This is a genomic window from Lentzea indica, assembly GCF_012184385.1.
GTDB classification, from domain to species: domain Bacteria; phylum Actinomycetota; class Actinomycetes; order Mycobacteriales; family Pseudonocardiaceae; genus Lentzea; species Lentzea indica.
The window spans coordinates 1-1,864 of record NZ_VSRL01000518.1 but is presented as its reverse complement, the minus strand read 5'-3'; the positions used below and the strand labels follow the sequence as shown (position 1 = coordinate 1,864).

Genomic DNA, 1,864 nt, shown 5'->3' with positions numbered 1-1,864 from the left:
GGCCGCACCGCGGGCGGATCCTGAACCGGATCGCGGACATCGTGCGGCCAGGGCGGACGAGCTCGTCGCGGTGGAGAGCCTCGACGTCGGCAAGCCGGTCGCGCTGTGCCGTCCGGTCGACGTGGAGACGACCGCCGAGCAGTACGAGTACTACGCGGCGCTGGCGCAGACCCTCGACGGGGCGACACGGCAGATCCCGATCCCCTCGCACGCCTACACCCGCCGCGAACCGGTCGGGGTGGTCGCGGCGATCACGCCGTTCAACTTCCCGCTGATCCTGTCGAGCTCGAAGATCGCGCCGGCGCTCGCGGCCGGCAACACGGTCGTGCACAAGCCCGCAGAGGACACGCCACTGAGCGCGTTGCTGATGGCAGAGATCTTCACCGAGGCCGGCGTGCCCGCTGGTGTGGTCAACGTGGTGACCGGGTACGGCGCCGAGATCGGCGAACACCTGCTCCGCCACCCCGGCGTGGACAAGGTGGCGTTCACCGGCTCGACGGCCGTCGGCAGGCACGCCGCGAGCATCGCGGGAGCGCAGCTCAAGCCGGTGACCATGGAACTGGGCGGCAACGCGGCGCACATCATCTTCGAAGACGCCGACCTGGAGAAGGCGATCGGCGCGGCGATCAAGGGTTTCGTCTTCAACACGGGCCAGTTCTGCATGGGCGGCCCCCGGTTGCTCGTCGCATCATCGTTGTACGACACCGTCGTCGGTGCTCTCGCCGACGCCGTGCCGCACGTCCCGCTCGGCGACCCGTTCGACCCGGCGACCGTGATCGGCCCGATGGCCGGCGAACGGCATCTGTCCAAAGTGGAGCGCTACGTCGCACAGGCGAAGGCCGACGGTGGCCGCATCGTCACGGGCGGGCAGCGGGCAGACAGGGAAGGCAGTTACTTCCCGCCCACGGTGATCGCGGACCTTCCGGACACGTCCTCCGTCGTGCGGGAGGAGATCTTCGGCCCGGTGCTGACGGTGCAGCGGTTCGACACCGAGGACGAGGCGGTCGCCATGGCCAACGGCACGTCCTACGGTCTCGCCGCCGGGCTGCAGACCCAGGACCTCGCCCGTGCTCACCGGGTGGCCGCCCGGCTGCAGGCGGGCATCGTCTGGATCAACGACTGGGCGATGCTCGACCCCGCGATCCCGTTCGGCGGCGTCAAGGACTCCGGCTACGGCCGCGAGTACGGCCCCGAGGCCCTCGCGGCCTACACCAGGACCAAGTCCGTCGTCATTTCCCTCGCCTGATCCCGCAGGAGAAACCCATGTCAACCACAACGACAGCGGCCGTCGTCGAGTCCCCCGGTGCCGGGTTCGCGCTCTCCGAGGTCACGCTGGACGACCTGCGGCCGGACGAGGTGCGCGTCCGCGTCACCGCCGCCGGTGTCTGCCACACCGACCTCGGCGTCGCCGCCGGCCATCTGCCGTTCCCGCTGCCCGGCGTGCTCGGTCACGAGGGCGCCGGGATCGTCGAGGAGACCGGCTCCGCGGTCACGAAGGTCGCCGCCGGCGACCAGGTGCTGCTGAGCTACAGCTCGTGCGGCCACTGCGGCAACTGCCGTGCCGGCCATCCCGCCTACTGCGACACCTGGCTGCCGTCGAACCTGATCGGTGGCCAGCGACCCGACGGGACGTCGCCGATCTCCCGCGGCGGCGTCCCGCTCGGCGGCCACTTCTTCGGCCAGTCGAGCTTCGCCCACCACGCCGTCGTCGACGAACGCAGCCTGGTCAAGGTGCCGGCCGACGCACCGCTCGACCTGCTCGCCCCGCTCGGCTGCGGGATCATGACCGGTGCCGGCGCGGTGTGGAACGTGCTGGCCCCGCGTCCCGGCGCCACCCTGCTCGTCACCGGGGCCGGCGCGGTCG

General features: G+C 71.3%; 2 protein-coding genes. Both read left to right on the top strand.

Going from position 1 to position 1,864, the window contains the following annotated elements; all coding sequences use genetic code 11:
• Positions 1-1,246 (top strand): aldehyde dehydrogenase family protein (locus tag FXN61_RS49195; RefSeq protein ID WP_246293311.1); only part of this gene is annotated, 1,246 nt, incomplete at its 5' end.
• 17 nt (positions 1,247-1,263) lie between these two features.
• Positions 1,264-1,864: alcohol dehydrogenase catalytic domain-containing protein (locus FXN61_RS49190; RefSeq protein WP_167980604.1), on the top strand; the 601-nt coding region annotated here is incomplete at its 3' end.